16 protein-coding genes are annotated in these 14,257 nt (G+C 70.0%); all 16 read right to left on the bottom strand.

Annotation, left to right across the window (positions count from 1 at the left end):
• Positions 1-3: 3 nt before the first annotated feature.
• The gene (gene nuoF / locus FPZ47_RS05345; RefSeq protein ID WP_144949449.1) at positions 4-1,332 is read right to left on the bottom strand and encodes an NADH-quinone oxidoreductase subunit NuoF; all 1,329 of its coding nucleotides are present in this window, start codon (positions 1,330-1,332) and stop codon (positions 4-6) included.
• Entirely contained in the window at positions 1,329-2,075 is a 747-nt protein-coding gene (gene nuoE / locus FPZ47_RS05340) for an NADH-quinone oxidoreductase subunit NuoE (RefSeq protein ID WP_144949452.1), read from the bottom strand. Before nuoE ends, nuoF begins: the two co-directional genes overlap by 4 nt.
• Before the next feature lie 101 nt (positions 2,076-2,176).
• Positions 2,177-3,493 (bottom strand): NADH dehydrogenase (quinone) subunit D, encoded by a 1,317-nt coding sequence (gene nuoD / locus FPZ47_RS05335; protein ID WP_144949455.1) that lies wholly within the window; start codon positions 3,491-3,493, stop codon positions 2,177-2,179.
• Entirely contained in the window at positions 3,493-4,200 is a 708-nt protein-coding gene (locus FPZ47_RS05330; RefSeq protein WP_144949459.1) for an NADH-quinone oxidoreductase subunit C, read from the bottom strand. The genes nuoD and FPZ47_RS05330 overlap by 1 nt, the downstream gene beginning before the upstream one ends.
• A complete protein-coding gene (locus tag FPZ47_RS05325; RefSeq protein ID WP_144949462.1) occupies positions 4,197-4,751 on the bottom strand; it encodes a NuoB/complex I 20 kDa subunit family protein in 555 nt (184 codons plus the stop codon). Before FPZ47_RS05325 ends, FPZ47_RS05330 begins: the two co-directional genes overlap by 4 nt.
• A 26-nt stretch (positions 4,752-4,777) precedes the next feature.
• The gene (locus tag FPZ47_RS05320; RefSeq protein ID WP_144949465.1) at positions 4,778-5,146 is read right to left on the bottom strand and encodes an NADH-quinone oxidoreductase subunit A; all 369 of its coding nucleotides are present in this window, start codon (positions 5,144-5,146) and stop codon (positions 4,778-4,780) included.
• A 235-nt stretch (positions 5,147-5,381) separates the two neighbouring features.
• Complete coding sequence (locus tag FPZ47_RS05315) at positions 5,382-5,795, bottom strand: Rv3143 family two-component system response regulator (RefSeq protein WP_144949468.1); 414 nt, start codon at positions 5,793-5,795, stop codon at positions 5,382-5,384.
• A gap of 29 nt (positions 5,796-5,824) precedes the next feature.
• Complete coding sequence (locus FPZ47_RS05310) at positions 5,825-6,361, bottom strand: YceI family protein (protein ID WP_144949471.1); 537 nt, start codon at positions 6,359-6,361, stop codon at positions 5,825-5,827.
• 214 nt (positions 6,362-6,575) lie between these two features.
• The gene (locus FPZ47_RS05305; RefSeq protein ID WP_144949474.1) at positions 6,576-6,929 is read right to left on the bottom strand and encodes a DUF6285 domain-containing protein; all 354 of its coding nucleotides are present in this window, start codon (positions 6,927-6,929) and stop codon (positions 6,576-6,578) included.
• Positions 6,926-7,930: a phosphotransferase family protein gene (locus FPZ47_RS05300; protein WP_144949477.1), complete on the bottom strand. Its 1,005-nt coding sequence runs from the start codon at positions 7,928-7,930 to the stop codon at positions 6,926-6,928. The genes FPZ47_RS05305 and FPZ47_RS05300 overlap by 4 nt, the downstream gene beginning before the upstream one ends.
• Positions 7,927-9,165 carry an acyl-CoA dehydrogenase family protein gene (locus FPZ47_RS05295; protein ID WP_144949480.1) on the bottom strand — a complete coding sequence of 413 codons (1,239 nt, stop codon included), beginning with the start codon at positions 9,163-9,165 and terminating at the stop codon, positions 7,927-7,929. The genes FPZ47_RS05300 and FPZ47_RS05295 overlap by 4 nt, the downstream gene beginning before the upstream one ends.
• A gap of 10 nt (positions 9,166-9,175) precedes the next feature.
• On the bottom strand, positions 9,176-9,796 hold the full coding sequence (locus tag FPZ47_RS05290) for a TetR/AcrR family transcriptional regulator (protein ID WP_144949483.1): 621 nt from the start codon (positions 9,794-9,796) through the stop codon (positions 9,176-9,178).
• Positions 9,787-10,680 carry a hydroxymethylglutaryl-CoA lyase gene (locus FPZ47_RS05285; RefSeq protein ID WP_144949541.1) on the bottom strand — a complete coding sequence of 298 codons (894 nt, stop codon included), beginning with the start codon at positions 10,678-10,680 and terminating at the stop codon, positions 9,787-9,789. Before FPZ47_RS05285 ends, FPZ47_RS05290 begins: the two co-directional genes overlap by 10 nt.
• 5 nt (positions 10,681-10,685) lie before the next feature.
• On the bottom strand, positions 10,686-11,888 hold the full coding sequence (locus tag FPZ47_RS05280; protein WP_144949486.1) for a CaiB/BaiF CoA transferase family protein: 1,203 nt from the start codon (positions 11,886-11,888) through the stop codon (positions 10,686-10,688).
• Positions 11,885-13,084, bottom strand: a complete 1,200-nt coding sequence (locus tag FPZ47_RS05275; RefSeq protein ID WP_144949489.1) for an alpha/beta hydrolase family protein — start codon at positions 13,082-13,084, stop codon at positions 11,885-11,887. Before FPZ47_RS05275 ends, FPZ47_RS05280 begins: the two co-directional genes overlap by 4 nt.
• Before the next feature lie 2 nt (positions 13,085-13,086).
• Complete coding sequence (locus FPZ47_RS05270; protein ID WP_144949492.1) at positions 13,087-14,190, bottom strand: homogentisate 1,2-dioxygenase; 1,104 nt, start codon at positions 14,188-14,190, stop codon at positions 13,087-13,089.
• Between the last annotated feature and the right edge of the window lie 67 nt (positions 14,191-14,257).

Below are 14,257 nucleotides of genomic sequence, written 5' to 3'. Positions count from 1 at the left end.
GCGTCATGCCTTTCCATTCGGCGTCAGCATCGCGTCTTTGGGGTCGAACGGGCATCCGCCGCCCTCGACGTGGGCCACGTACTCGTCGCGGAAGAACTGAATCGACGACATCACCGGGCTGGCCGCGCCGTCGCCCAACGCGCAGAACGCCTTTCCCAGGATCGAGTCGGAGATGTCCAGCAGCTTGTCGATGTCCTCGCTCGTGCCCCTACCGGTCTCGAGCCGCTCGTAGATCTGGTCCAGCCAGAAGGTGCCCTCGCGGCACGGCGTGCACTTCCCGCACGACTCGTGCTTGTAGAAGTACGTCCAGCGACGCACGGCGCGCACCACGCAGGTGGTCTCGTCGAAGATCTCCAGCGCCTTGGTGCCCAGCATCGAGCCGACGCCGCCCACGCCCTCGTAGTCCAGCGGCACGTCGAGGTGCTCGTCGGTGAGCAGCGGGGTGGACGATCCGCCCGGGGTCCAGAACTTGAGCCGGTGCCCGGCCCGCACCCCGCCGGCGTAGGCGAGCAGCTCGTGCAGCGTGATGCCCAGCGGGGCCTCGTACTGGCCGGGCCGCGTGACGTGACCGGACAGCGAATACAGCGTGAAGCCGGGCGATTTCTCGCTGCCCATCGACCGGAACCAGTCGACGCCGTGCAGGATGATCGGCGGCACGCTGGCGATCGTCTCGACGTTGTTGATCACGGTCGGGCAGCCGTAGAGCCCGGCCACCGCGGGGAACGGCGGCCGCAGCCGCGGCTGGCCGCGCCGGCCCTCCAGCGAGTCCAGCAGCGCGGTCTCCTCACCGCAGATGTACGCGCCGGCCCCGGCGTGCACCACCAGCTCCAGATCGAAACCCGAACCGTTGATGTCGCGGCCCAGGTAACCGGCGGCGTAGGCCTCGGCCACCGCGTTCTGCAGGCGGCGCAACACCGGCAGCACCTCCCCGCGCACGTAGATGAACGCGTGGTGGGCCCGGATCGCGTACGCCGCGATGATGACGCCCTCGACCAGCAGGTGCGGTGTGGCCAGCATCAGCGGCATGTCCTTGCACGTACCGGGTTCCGACTCGTCGGCGTTGACCACCAGGTAGTGCGGCTTGGCGGCCGCCCCGGAGTCGCCCTGCGGAATGAACGACCACTTCGTGCCGGTCGAGAAGCCCGCGCCGCCGCGCCCGCGCAACCCGGAGTCCTTGACGGTGGCGATCACCGCGTCGGGCTCCATGGACAAGGCTTTCTTCATCGCCTTATAGCCGTCGTTGCGCTGGTAGGTGTCCAACGTCCAGGACTCGGGGTCGTCCCAGAAGCGGCTGATCACCGGCGTCAGCGGCGTCGCCTGCGATGCCGTCATGACTGGGCCTCCGGCCCCGGTTCGGGCGCGGCCGGCGCCTCCATGCCCAGTTCGCGGGCCACCTTCAGGCCGGCCAGGGTCGCCGCGCCGGCGCCGCCCTGGCCCTGGTCGGGGCGCTCGTCGGGCAGGCCGGCCAGGATCCGCGACGTCTCCCGGAAGACGCACAGCGGGGCGCCGCGAGTGGGCGACTTGGGCGTCCCGGAACGCAGGGAGTCGACGAGTTCGCGCGCCGACTCGGGTGTCTGGTTGTCGAAGAACTCCCAGTTGACCATCACCACCGGGGCGAAGTCGCAGGCGGCGTTGCACTCGATGTGCTGCAGCGTGACCGACCCGTCGGCCGTCGTCTCGTCGTTGCCGATGCCGAGGTGCTCTTTGAGGCTCTCGAAGATCGCGTCGCCGCCCAGGACGGCGCACAGCGTGTTGGTGCAGACCCCGACCAGGTAGTCGCCGGTGGGTCCGCGGCGGTACATCGTGTAGAAGCTCGCCACCGCCGACACCTCGGCCCCGGTCAATCCCAGCTGCTCACCGCAGAATTCGAGACCCGCGGGCGTCAGGTAGGAGTCCTGGGCCTGCACCAGGTGCAGCAGCGGCAGCAGCGCGGAGCGCTTGCTGGGGTAGCGGCCGATGATCTCCTTGGCGTCGACCTCCAGCCGGGCCTGCACCTGGGGCGGGTAGGACTGCGGCGCACCCTCGACCACGAACGCGTTGGGTTCGTCGATCGGGGGGCCGAGCCGGAGGAACACGGGCTGACCCTGCGGATCCGTCTCCGCCTGACGACGATGCGGCCGCGCAGCGGCCGAGGTGGGGGTACCGCCCGCTTGCGGGGGAGAGTCGGGCAAATCTGTCATCGGTCCACCCCGCCCATCACCGGGTCGATGCTGGCCACCGCGGCGATCAGGTCGGCGACCATCCCGCCCTCGCACATCGCGGCGACCGACTGCAGATTGGTGAACGACGGGTCCCGGTAGTGCACCCGGTAGGGGCGGGTGCCTCCGTCGCTGACCATGTGCACGCCCAGCTCGCCGCGCGGCGATTCGACCGTGCTGTAGACCTGGCCCGCGGGCACCCGGATACCCTCGGTGACGAGCTTGAAGTGATGGATCAGCGCCTCCATCGAGCCGCCCATGATCTTGGCGATGTGCTCCTGGGAGTTGCCCATGCCGTCGGGGCCCACCTTCAGATCGGCCGGCCAGGCGATCTTGCGGTCCTCGACCATCGTCGGACCCGGCCGCAGCTTGTCCAAACACTGCTCCACGATCTTCATCGACTCCCACATCTCTTTCACGCGAATCATGTAGCGCCCGTAGGCGTCACACGTATCGGCGGTGATCACGTCGAACTCGTAGTTCTGGTACCCGCAGTAGGGCTCGCTCTTGCGCAGGTCGTACGGCAGACCGGTGGACCGCAGGATCGGGCCGGTGATCCCCAGCGCCATGCACCCGGTCAGGTCCAGGTAGCCGATGCCCTCGGTGCGGGCCTTCCAGATGGCGTTCTCGTTGAGCAGGGCGCCCATCTCGCGCAGCGGATCACGCAACTCCTCGAGGGCCTGCGCGACCTCGTCGATCCCGTTGGGCGGGAGGTCCTGCGCCACGCCGCCGGGCCGGATGTAGGCGCTGTTCATCCGCAGGCCGGTGATCGACTCGAACAGCCGCAGCACGATCTCGCGGCCCCGGAAGCCGACGAACATCGGGGTCATCGCGCCCAGTTCCATGCCACCGGTGGCCAGCGCCACCAGGTGCGAGGAGATCCGGTTGAGCTCCATCATCATCACCCGGATGACGCTGGCCCGCTCCGGGATCTGGTCGGTGATGCCCAGCAGCTTCTCCACGCCCAGGCAGAACGCGGCCTCGTTGAAAAACGGTGCCAGGTAATCCATCCGGGTCACGAAGGTGACGCCTTGGGTCCAGTAGCGGTACTCGAGGTTCTTCTCGATCCCGGTGTGCAGGTAGCCGATTCCGCACCTGACCTCGGTGACCGTCTCGCCCTCGATCTCCAGGATCAGCCGCAGCACCCCGTGGGTGGACGGGTGCTGGGGTCCCATGTTGACGACGATGCGCTCACCGGGGTCCGCCTTGCGGGCGGCCTCGACGACCTGCTCCCAGTCCTGGCCGCCGGCGACCACCAGGGTTTCGGGGTCGGTCAATCCTCTCGTTTCGCTCATCAGTTGTAGCCCCTCCGCTCGTCGGGCGGGGGTATCCGCGCGCCCTTGTACTCCACCGGGACTCCGCCGAGGGGGTAATCCTTGCGCTGTGGGTGCCCCTGCCAGTCGTCGGGCATCTCGATGCGGGTCAGCGACGGATGCCCGTCGAAGACGATGCCGAAGAAGTCGTAGGTCTCGCGTTCGTGCCAGTCGTTGGTCGGGTAGACCGCGTACAGCGACGGGATGTGCGGATCATCATCCGGCGCAGCCACTTCCAGCCGGACGCGGCGCCCGTGGGTGATCGACTGCAGGTGGTAGACGGCGTGCAGTTCCCGGCCGGCCTCGTGCGGGTAGTGCACGCCGCTGACCCCCAGGCACATCTCGAAACGCAGTTCCGGTTCGTCGCGCAGCCGCTGGGCGACCTGCGGCAGCAACTCCCGGCGCACGTGCAGCGTCAGCTCGTCGCGGTACACGACGACCTTCTCGATCGCGTCGTCGAATTCGACACCGGCGCGCCCCAGCGCCTCGGCCAGCCGGTCGGCGACGTCGTCGAAGTAGCCGCCGTAGGGCCGGGAAGTGCTGCCCGGCAACGTGACCTCGCGCACCAGCCGGCCGTAGCCGGAGGTGTCGCCGGTGCCCGAGACCCCGAACATGCCGCGGCGGACGTCGATCAGTTCCTCGTCGGCGCGGGCCACCGCCTGCTGCGGGTCCTGGTCCGGCCCGCTCACCGCAGCAGTCCGAGCATCTCGATGGTGGGCCGGGCCGCCAGCGCCGCCTCCTCGGCCTCGGCGATGGCATGTTCCCGGTTGACGCCGAGCGGCATCTCCTGAATCTTTTCGTGCAGCTTGAGGATTGCGTGCAGGAGCATCTCTGGGCGCGGGGGGCAGCCGGGCAGATAGATGTCCACCGGGACCACGTGGTCGACGCCCTGCACGATCGCGTAGTTGTTGAACATCCCGCCGGACGACGCGCACACGCCCATCGACAGCACCCATTTCGGCTCGGCCATCTGGTCGTAGATCTGGCGCAGCACGGGGGCCATCTTCTGGCTGACCCGCCCGGCCACGATCATCAGATCGGCCTGCCGCGGTGTCGCCGAGAACCGCTCCATGCCGAACCGTGCGATGTCGAACCTCGGCCCGGCCGTCGCCATCATCTCGATTGCGCAGCAGGCCAACCCGAACGTCGCCGGCCACAGCGAGTTCTTGCGCACGTAGCCCGCGACCTTCTCGACGGTGGACAGCAGAATCCCGCCGGGCAGCTGTTCTTCCAGGCCCACGCCCTACCTCGATCCCATTTCGGTTCTCAGTCCCACGTCAGGCCCCCGCGGCGCCACACGTAGGCGTAGGCCACGAAAACCGTGAGCATGAACACGACCATTTCGACCAGCGCGAACGTCCCCAGCGAGTCGTAGCTGACCGCCCAGGGATACAGGAACACGATCTCGATGTCGAAGACGATGAACAGCATCGCGGTGAGGTAGTACTTCACCGGGAACCGCTGTCCGCCGGTCGTGTGGGCAGTGCTTTCGGTGGGCTCGATCCCGCACTCGTAGGCCGCCAGCTTCGACCGGTTGTACCGCGACGGGCCGAGCAGACTCGCGATCACCACCGAGCCCACGGCAAACGCGGCGGCGATGGCTCCCAGTACCAGGATGGGTATGTAGGCGTTCAACTCGCTCCAAGATCCGTCGTACGGGCCGCCGGGCGGCGGCCGGGCGGGGTGGCCGGGCCGCTGTGACGGACAGGGGCTGTGTCCGTTCGCAGTGACCTCTAACATAGCGTCGCGGCGGCCGCAGCGCTTGCCCGGGGGTGGGCTATCGAGTCGGTTGCCCGGCCCTCGACCGGGACGTCGACCCGCCTTGCGCGGACCCTCACCTCGGCCACGGCAGCCTGGTGGGGCGAGCGGGCTAGCGAGCGGGCGTCCGCAGCAGGCCCAGCACCGTGCGGCCCAGCACGATCGGGTCGATGGGATGCGGCACCGCGGCTTCGGCACGCGACCACTTGGCCAGCCAGGCATCGTCGGGACGCCCGGTGAGCACGACGATCGGCGGGCAGGTGTCCAGTTCGTCCTTGAGCTGTTTGGCGATTCCCATGCCGCCGGTCGGCGACGCCTCCCCGTCGAGGATGGCGAGATCGATCCCGCCTTCGTCCATCCGCTTCACGACCATGGCGCCGGTCGCCACCTCGACGTAGTTCAGCTCGGGCAGGTCCGGGTGCAGGTGCCGGCCCAACGCCTGGATCACTTCCCGGCGCGTGTCGGCGTTGTCGCTGTAGACGAGGACGCGCAGGGCGACGGTGGAGTCGGGGTTCGAGGCGGGCACGAGCAGATGGTACTGCGGCGGCCCCGCGCCTACCCGGTTACCCGCACGAAGACGGCGTCGGCCGCCGCCGTCGTCGTCTCCGCCATCATGCCGAACTTGTTCCAGCCCAAGCCGAACCGGGACCGCTCGACCCGGGTTTGGCCGGCGATGCGGACCGCGCCGTCGTCGAGTTCGGTGACGGTGACGGGCAGCGGCAAGGGCGCGGTGACCCCCTTGACGGTGAAGTCGGCGCGCACGTCGGCAGCCCTTCCCGTGTTGGGGTGCATCCCGGTGACGACGACGGTGATCTCGGGGAAGCGTTCGACGTCGAAGAAGTCGGCCGAACGCAGGTGCGCGTCGCGACGGCCGATACCGGTGTCCAGCGACGCGGCCCGGATGTCGACGCGTCCGGACACCGCGCCGTCGTCGGTGACCCGCCCCTCGCCGGTGAACTCGGTGAAGCGGCCCTTGACGCTCAGCAGGCCCCACATGTTCTTGATCGCGAAGGTGATCGAGGAGCGCTCCGGGGCAAGGGCCCACACCCCGGGCGTGCCGGGATCGTTCAGCAGTGTCTCCAAAGTCGTCATCGTCCTCCCTTTCCGGTTGCGGACCCCGGCCGGTGGATCAGCGGCGCGATCCCGGCGTGCGCCACGGGCGGTCCACCGTTGCCCCGTCGCCGCTCCCGATCGCGCCGAACGGGCGGCCGGCCAGGTCGACGATGGTCTCGGCGGTGGAATCGGGCATGCGACCGTCGTACCACCTCCCGCGCCCGTTGGGGAGGGCTACGCGCAGATCTATTCTCTATTCCGTTTGGCCGTCCGGCTCGTCGTATCCCGGGTGCGCGACCGCCAGCCGGCGCCCCACCAGGGTGCGCAGGCAGGCGGTGACCTCCTCGGCGCGCCCGTCCAGGTCGCCGGCCCTGATCGCGGCGGCGAGCTCGTCCTCGTCGGCGTAGCCGAGGCGGGCCAGCGCCGCCTTGCTGTCCGCCTCGCTCTCGTCGAGCAGTTCCCGCTCGACGATGCGCAACGCGTTGGCGGCCACCCGGGCGTGGAAGTTGACCTGTCCGGTGGTGGATTCCCGGACCTCGGATTCGAGGAACTCGGCCACCGCGGCGACGAGTTCGGCCGCCAGCGGGCGGCCATAGGCGCCGATCACGGGCCCCCCTTCGGCCGCGCGCCCTCGAGCAGGTCGAGCAGGTCCCATTCGGTCTCGCAGACGCGCCGGCCGATCGTCGCCAACTCCACCGAGCGGGACTGCCCGCTCAGATGCCGCTCCGCCTGGTAGCGGCAGATGACACCCCAGCGCAGCGTCGCCAGCACCCGCCACCAGTGGAACGCCACCCGGTCGACGCTGGTCCCGGCGGCCTCCTCGTAGGCTCGCAGGAAGCTTTCGACACTGCCCAGGCCCCCCGCGCCCAGGCTGGCCGGGGCGGCGAACCGCCAGGCCCGGATGCAGAACCAGGCCAGGTCTTCGTAGGCCTGCCCGGCGTGCACCAGTTCCCAGTCGAGGACCGCGGCGAGGTCGGAGCCGTCGACGATGAGGTTTCCCATCCGGAAGTCGCCGTGCACCAGGACCCGCGCCGACGGTCGGGGCCGGCGGGCGGCCAGCCAACGGAATGCCCATTCGAACGTGGCGGTGGTGTCGCCCATCGCGTCGAGGCGCTCGCGCCACTGGGCGAGTTGGTCCTCGTGGGTCAGCCCGGGCAGGTCGGGGTCGGCCCGGTGGATGGCGACCAGCGCCCGCGCGCACTGGCGGAGCAGCCCGGTGCGGGCCTCGTGCCCGCGGCCGTCGGCGTCGAGCTGCCGCTGGATGCGCCGGACGATGGTCTCGCCGGTGATCGCGTCGCAGATGAGAAACGGATTGCCCAGTGCGGCGGGCGAATCCTCGGCGATCAGGACGTGGGGGACGGGCGCGCCGGCCGCGGCCGCCGCGGCTTGCGCGCGGGCCTCGAGTTCCATACCGGCGTGCACGTCGTCGGGGGGGCCGGTGCGCAAGATCAACGCCCGGCGCCCGCCGTCCGTGACGGCGTCGAACGCCCAGGTGGTGCGGCTGGCGCCACCGGTCAGCGGGCGCAGACTCTCGACGGCGGTGCCCGCGCCGAGAACCCGCGTCAGAACCCCCGTCAGCTTGGGGAGCAGCTCCGGTGCGGACGTCACTGCTTGCCGAACTTGAACAGCCGCTGCGCCACCCGGCGGATCTGGATCTCCTCGGCACCCTCGGTGATCCGGTAGCGGCGGTGGTGGCGGTAGATGTGCTCGAAGGGTTCGTGCCGGCTGTAGCCGAGGCCGCCGAAGACCTGCATGGCGCGGTCGGCGGCGTCGCAGACCAGCCGGTTGGCGCGGTAGTTGGCCATCGACACCTTGTCGGAGACCTCCATGTGGTGGTCGCGGTCCAGATGCCAGGCCGCGTAGGCCACGAGCAGCCGCACCATCTGCGCCTCGGTCTGCAACTCGGCCAGCGGCCACTGCACGGCCTGGTTGACCGCCAGGGGCTTGCCGAACACGCTGCGCTGCCCGGCGTACGCGGCGGCGCGGTCGATGCAGTACTGCGCGGCGCCCAGGCTGCTCGCGGCTTGCCGAATCCGGTTCTCGTGCAGGAACGTCTGCGCGACCTCCAGGCCGCGGCCCACCTCGCCGAGCACCGCGTCGGCGGGCACCCGCACGTCGTCGAGTTCGACCTCGCCGTGGTCGGTGGGCATGTTGAACGTCCACCAGTAGTACGGCACGCCGAAGCCGGGGGCGTCGGTGGGGACCAGGAACGCGGTGATGCCGTGCGCCTGCCCCGGCTCCCCGGACGTGCGGGCGAAGACCAGGTCGTGGGTGGCGCGGTGCACGCCGGTGTTGAACCGTTTGGAGCCGTTGATCACCCAGTCGTCGCCGTCGGGTACGGCACGGGTTTCCAGCCAGGTGGCATCCGAGCCGTGCTTCGGTTCGGTCAGGCCGAACGCCATGGAGCGCTCCCCGGTGATCAGCGCCTCCGACCAGGTGCCGCGCTGCTCGTCGGTGCCGAACCGCTCCATCATGATCACCTGCGCGAAGTTCCCGACGATCGACGACTCGTTCTGCAGGTCGTTGTGCAGGCCGAGGCCCTTGTGCGCCAGATGCTCGCGGATGACGGCCATGTCGAGGTTGGTGCCGTCGCGGCCGCCCAGCGACGCCGGCAACGCGTAGCGCAGCCACCCCGCCCGGTCGGCGCGCCGGCGCATCTCGGCGAGCAGGTCCTCCCACTCCCGGGTCGGGATGCCGTCGTTGTCCCAGTCGGTGCGGGCATGTTCGCGGCGCTTGTCGAAGTACTGGGCGTGGTCGCGTTCCAGCGGCTTGATCTCCGCCTCGATGAACGCGTCCATCTCGGCGAGCAGGCCCGGAAGATGTTCGGGGACGGTAAAATCCATGATGATCTCCTTATGTGCCGTACAGGGTTTTCTTCCAGACCGTCGACAGGGTCGTGATGGCGTCCTCATCGCTGATCTTCAGGCCGAGGCCCTCGGGACCCGAGGCGCCGACGAACACGGTGGTGAAGTTCTCGAACAGCAGCGCGATGGCCGCCGCGGTGTGCTGGGGGTGCAGGTCGGTCCCGTGGCCCTGCTCCTGTGCGCGGCGCACGGAGGCCGCCACGATGTCCATGCCGAACCGCCGGAACTCGTTCTGCAGGCGGGCGAACCGTCGTTGGGTGGCGGCCAGCTGCGCGACCGCGATCATGATGCCGATGTTCTGCTTGAACATGTTCCAGTAGCCGGTCACCACCGAGGCGAAGAACGCGTCGTCGTCGGCGGAGTCCGGCAACTGCAGGCTCAGCCCCGACGGCGTCACCACGTCGTGCAGGAAGGACTCCGCCAAGCAGGCCAGCAGGTCCTCCTTGTCGGCGAAGTACCGGTAGAACACCGCCGGCGACTTGCCCGCCGCCGCGGTGATGTCGGCCAGCGTGGTGCCGTGAAAACCCCGTTCGGCGAAGAGCTTCCGGGCGGCCTGCTCGATGGCCGCCCGGGTCTGGCGGCCTTTGGCGGTCAGGGTCGCTACGGGCATGGGTTCCGGATCCGGTCGCCGGCGCGCAGCAGCGCGCCCGGCAGGTCATGGCCGACAACCGATTTCGCGACACCGGCGGCGGCGATGGCCGCCTGCAGGTCCACGTCGACAGCGATTCCGCTGTCGGTCAGCAGGTACACCAGGTCCTCGGTGGCGATGTTGCCGGTGGCTCCCGGCGCGAACGGGCAGCCGCCCAGCCCGCCGGCCGACGCGTCCAGCCGGGTGACGCCGGATTGCACCGCCGCGTAGGCGCTGGCCAGCCCCGCGCCGCGGGTGTTGTGGAAGTGTCCGCCCAGCGGGAGGTCGCCGATCACCGGGCGCAGGAGGGCGACCAGCGAACCCACCCGTCCCGGGGTGGCGGTGCCGATCGTGTCCGCGACGCAGAACCGGTCGGCCCCCCGCGCGCGGGTGGCCGCGGCGATCTCGAGCACCCGCTGCGGCGGGGTGGGGCCCGCGAACGGGCAGTCCCACGCGGTGGCCACGATGACCTCCACGGTGGCGCCGCCGTCGTGGGCGATGGCGACGATCTCGCCGATCTGGCGGGTGGCCTCGGCGGCGGAGCGCCCGACGTTGGCCCGGCTGAAGGCGTCGCTGGCCGCCACCACGTATTCGATCGACCGCAGTCCCGCCGCGACGGCCCGCCTGGCGCCGTTCGGGCTGGCGACCAGGGCGGAGAACTCGATGTCGGGATAGTCGCGCAGGTGCGCGGCCAGTTCGGCGGCATCGGCCATCGACGGCACCTTCGACGGGGAGACGAACGCCGTCGCCTCCACCTCCCGCACCCCGGTGGCGGCCACCGCGGCCAGCAGTTCCAGCTTGGCCGACAACGGGATCGGCTGCTCGATCTGCAGGCCGTCGCGCAGCGCCACCTCGCGAATGTCCACGCGCGTCACAGCACCCCCTCAGCCCGCAGCTCTGCGAGCTCCGCGGGCGTCCTGCCCAGCAGGCCGACGTAGACGTCGTCGTTGTGTTGCCCCGGGCGGGCCGGGCCGGCGGTGCGGACGCCCCCGGGCGACTCGGAGAGCACCGGCACGACGCCCGGCCCCAGCACGGCCCGCTCCAGGCGTTCGTCGTAGTGCTCGACCAGCATCCCGCGGGCCCGCAGCTGCGGGTCGTGCACCACCTCGGCCACCGTGTTGATCGGTCCCGCGATCACCCCTGCGGCGCTTAATGTTTCGATGATCTCGCCGGGGCCGCGCTGCGCGGCCCACGCGCCGATGATGTCGTCGAGTTCATCCTGGTTGCGGCCGCGGGCCACGTGGGTGGCGAACCTGTCGTCTGCTGCCAGTTCCGGGCGGCCCATCGCCTTGCACAGCCGGGCGAACACGGTGTCCTGGTTGGCGGCGATCACCACCCACGACCCGTCGGCGCTGCGGTAGATGTTCGACGGCGCGATGCCCTCGAGCCGGGTGCCCGACGGCCCGCGTACCACACCGCCGACGTCGTAGTCCGGAATGGTGGATTCCTGCACGGCCAAACAGGATTCGGTCAGTGCGACGTCGACCACCTGGCCGCGCCCGGTGACGCCGCGGCGGTACAGCGCGGCCAGCGCGCCCTGGGCGCCGAACATGCCGGCCAGGCTGTCGCCCAGCGAGAGCGCCAGGCGGGGCGGCGGTCCGCCCGGGAAGCCGTTGAGGTGCCGCAGCCCGCTGGCGGCCTCGGCCACCGAGGCGTAACCGGCCTTGTGCGCGTCGGGACCGGTCTGCCCGTAGCCGGACACCCGGACCAGGATGATGCCCGGGTTGCGCGCGCTGAGCACGTCGTAGCCCAGCTCCCATTTCTCCAGGGTGCCCGGCCGGAAGTTCTCCACCACGATGTCGGATTTGGCGACGAGGTCACAGAACAGCTCCCTGCCGCGCGGCCGGCGCAGGTCCAGCGTGACGGCCCGCTTGTTGCGCGCGTGCACCGTCCAGAAGACGTGCCGGCCGTCGACCTCGGCCTGGCCCCACGTCCGCAACGGGTCCGGGGCGCCGGGCGGCTCGACCTTGATGACGTCGGCACCCATGTCCCCGAGCAGGCGCCCGGCGAAGGGCCCGGCGATCAGGGTGCCCAGTTCGAGCACCCGGATGCCGTCCAGCGGTCCCGCCGTCACCGGGGCGCCGCGAAGTCGTGGCGGACCAGCCAGTCGGTGACGATGTCGACCGCCGCGCGCAGCTTGTCGCGCTGGTCGGGGCCCGCGTAATAGTGGGTGGCGCCGGGAATTTCGTGCATCTCCTTGTCGTGATCGTCATCGCGCCCGATCGCCTCGAACAGCCGCCGGGTGTGGCTGGGCGTGCAGGCGTCGTCGGCCAGATTACCGATCACCAGCGCCGGGACGGCGATGTCGCGCCCGCACGTCACCCCGTCGGCGCGGGCGTCGTCGTAACTCCACTGCGACAGCCAGCCGCGCAACGTGGAGAAGCGGGCCAGCCCGACCGGGCTCATGTTCACCGCCCGGGGGTCGCCCAGGTAGCAGGTTCCCGGGACGCGTTCGTTGGGGTCGACCGTCGGATCCAGCCAGCGGGGGTCGGCCATGGTGCCGTGCACGACGAAGCAGAACTCTGCGACATCAGCGTCGGGGCGCCCCGATGATTTCAGTTCGGCGAGCTTGTCTTTGACCCACGCGGTGATGCGCCGGTTGCGCTGGATCTGGGCAGCCCGGTAGCGATCGAGGAACTCCGGGCGGTAGGGCGGCTGGTTGGGGTTGTCGGGGTTGTACAGGTCGAGCTCGGGATCGCGCCTGGTGGGGTCGGATTCGTCGAGGATGGAGGCGTCCAGCCATTCGGTGAGCGTGCCGTGCCGGCTGATGTGCGCGGCGAGCAGCATGATCCCGTCGGCCGGGATCAGGCCGAGCCGGGTCAGGTCGGGTCCGTCCCCGGACGGGCTCGACGTGATCGTCGCGTGCTGGGCCTGCTGCTGGTAGAGCACCGACAGCGAACCGCCGCCGCTCCACCCGGCGAGCACCACCTTGGAGTAGCCCAGCCGGTTCTTGGCGTCCTTGATGCACTCGCCGAGATCCTCGACCACTTTCTCCATCAGCAGCGCCGAGTCGGTGCCGCGAAACCGGCTGTTGCAATAGATGACGTGGTGGCCGGCCCGGGCCAGCGCGTTGATCATCGGCAGGTACGCCCCGCCGCCGATCGGGTGCATGAACACCAGCACGGTGTCCGACGGCGTGTCCTTCGGCTCGAGCAGGTAGCTCTCCAGCACGGTGATCTCGGCGAGGCCGCCGTAGACGTCGCGGACGTCGGAATCGTTGCGGAAGGCAACGAGATAAGGGATGCGCTCGTACTCGTGGCGAGTCGTCATCGTCAGTGCTGCCCGAGGTCGTGGGCCAACACCTCGGCCGACGGGGTCAGCCGCCGGCGGGTGTCGACGGCGATCACCTGCCAGTCCACCCGCGAATGCTCGTCGAACTTGCGGCGCGCCCGTTCGCGCGCCTTCTCCGGAGCGCCGTGGTGCACCCCCTGCGGCGCGTGGGTGACCAGACCGGGGGGCATCGGGATGCCGTAGAGCGAGCCGCCGTGGAAGAAGGCGATCTCGTCGTAGTCGACGTTGCGGTGATACCACGGGGTGCGCTCGGTGCCGGGGACCCCTTCGGCGGGCTTGGGCAGGAAGTTCATCACGTACACGCCGGCGGCTTGCATGAACAGGTGGACGGTGGGCGGCAGGTGGACACTGTCGGAGGTGACGACGTTGTAGTCGGCGATGTTGAAGGTGAAGGCGAAGTTGTCGCCGCGCCAGCCCTCGACGTCGATCGGGTTGTGTTGGTAGTACAGGGTTGTCGGGCCGCCGTCATGGATCAGCCGGACCTCGTACTCGTCGCGGCCGTCATCGTCGATGGGGACCGGCTCCGGGATGGTGGCCTGGGAGGGGTCGAACGGGAAGTGCCGGCCCAGCGCGCCCGGGGGAGGGACGCGCAGCTCGTCGGTGGTCTCGATCATCAGCAGCGTCGTCGCCCCTTCGGACGAGGGGTCCGGCACCTGCCGCCAGGTGCACGCCTTGGGCAGGTAGACCCAGTCGCCCTCCCGGTAGCGCAGCGGCCCGAACTCGGTCTCGAGAAGGCCGGCGCCGCGGTGCACGAAGCACAGCAGGTCCCCATCGACGTGACGGGTGTGGAACGGCATCGGTTCGTGGCGGCGGCTCAACGAGATTCGGCAGTCGTCGTTGTCGAACATGAGCAGCGGGCCGCCGCGGGCGTCGGTGGCGTCAGCGGGTTTGAGGTCGCCGGACAGCACGTCGACGGGGCGCAGCGGACCGGCCGAACGGTAGGCGGTGGGATCGTGGCGGCGGTACATGTTGGCGGTCCGGCCGGTGAACCCGGCCCGGCCCAGCTCGTCGTCCTTGAGTCCGTCGAGGTCGGCGTGCAGGCGCCGCGGCGTCCTGCCTTTGCGCAGGTGGACGAAGGATTCCATGGGGCGACTCCGGGATGGTACGGCCAGGGCGCAGAACTAAAAGTGACATTAGTTTTCTTTTCTGCCC

The organism is Mycobacterium helveticum (genome assembly GCF_007714205.1).
Classification (GTDB): domain Bacteria; phylum Actinomycetota; class Actinomycetes; order Mycobacteriales; family Mycobacteriaceae; genus Mycobacterium; species Mycobacterium helveticum.
Note: the sequence above shows the minus strand (reverse complement) of the source record. Positions and strands in the feature narration are given on the sequence as shown.

Coding starts and splice junctions, on each gene's coding strand:
- nuoF (WP_144949449.1), bottom strand. CDS start 1,332: ATGACGGCATCGCAGGCGACGCCGCTGACGCCGGTGATCAGCCGCTTC.
- nuoD (WP_144949455.1), bottom strand. CDS start 3,493: ATGAGCGAAACGAGAGGATTGACCGACCCCGAAACCCTGGTGGTCGCC.
- FPZ47_RS05310 (WP_144949471.1), bottom strand. CDS start 6,361: ATGACGACTTTGGAGACACTGCTGAACGATCCCGGCACGCCCGGGGTG.
- FPZ47_RS05295 (WP_144949480.1), bottom strand. CDS start 9,165: ATGGATTTTACCGTCCCCGAACATCTTCCGGGCCTGCTCGCCGAGATG.
- FPZ47_RS05290 (WP_144949483.1), bottom strand. CDS start 9,796: ATGCCCGTAGCGACCCTGACCGCCAAAGGCCGCCAGACCCGGGCGGCC.
- FPZ47_RS05275 (WP_144949489.1), bottom strand. CDS start 13,084: ATGACGACTCGCCACGAGTACGAGCGCATCCCTTATCTCGTTGCCTTC.
- FPZ47_RS05270 (WP_144949492.1), bottom strand. CDS start 14,190: ATGGAATCCTTCGTCCACCTGCGCAAAGGCAGGACGCCGCGGCGCCTG.